The 854-nt window shown below is 59.4% G+C and carries 1 protein-coding gene; it reads right to left on the reverse strand.

The genetic code is table 11. The features are described from left to right. Positions 1-402: helix-turn-helix domain-containing protein (locus GPA_RS18995; RefSeq protein WP_041239216.1), on the reverse strand; the 402-nt coding region annotated here is incomplete at its 3' end. Positions 403-854: the final 452 nt, after the last annotated feature.

Here is an 854-nt window from a genome sequence, read left to right on the forward strand (position 1 = left end):
ATTCAAACCATCGTTCGTGTGAACGAACTCGATGGCACCGAAACGGGTATCGACGAGACCTTCCGCGCCCGTCGTCACGCATGAGATGCGTCCGAGCGGGATCTGCGAGATGAAGCCCCACTGCGATGCTGCAGACTCGAGGCTTTCATAGGTGACCTCGCCGGGGCGCAAGAACGCCGCGATATGGCCGAGCAGGTCGCAGCCGTTGGGGTGGAAAAGCAGGTAGAGGTACGCGTCATGGGCGATGCGCTCGAGGATGCCGTCCGCGGTGAGCCTCTTGATGGTCGAGCGGAGCGTATCGCCGGACTCACCGAAAAGGGCCCCCAGCTCGCGGCTGCGGAAAAGGATCCGGCCCTCCAGGTCGCACCCATGCAGAATCTTGATTGCCTCGACGCTTTTCACAGAAACCCTCCTGTCTCCCTACCGACAACTATACCCATGTGGTCTAGATATAAACTACTTACCGCAAGAATACCATTCCACAAGACCCAACCCAAACCTCCTCCCTGGAACGCGAAAGGCCATCCGCCCCGTGATGCCATCTATACAAAATGGATATAAGCCCACTAGTCGGAAACGTCGGAAACCGATATCCACGATGAAAGGGACGACGATGGCCGTAGAGAGGTCTCGGAAGACAAGTTGGAAAACGAGACCTGTGATCGACTACGAGACCGGCGGGCGCCGCGCATCACATCGCCACGACCCCGAAAGCGAAAGAAGGCGCCCTCGGAAACCGAGGGCGCCTTACCGACCGCACCTATTGTACCGCACGCCGATCACGTTGAATACCGTGCTCGCGGTAATCGGTACCCGGAGCGCTATTCCCCGCGGTGGCCTTCCCCGCGGCAGCC

Origin of the sequence: Gordonibacter pamelaeae 7-10-1-b (assembly GCF_000210055.1) — a bacterium.
GTDB classification, from domain to species: domain Bacteria; phylum Actinomycetota; class Coriobacteriia; order Coriobacteriales; family Eggerthellaceae; genus Gordonibacter; species Gordonibacter pamelaeae.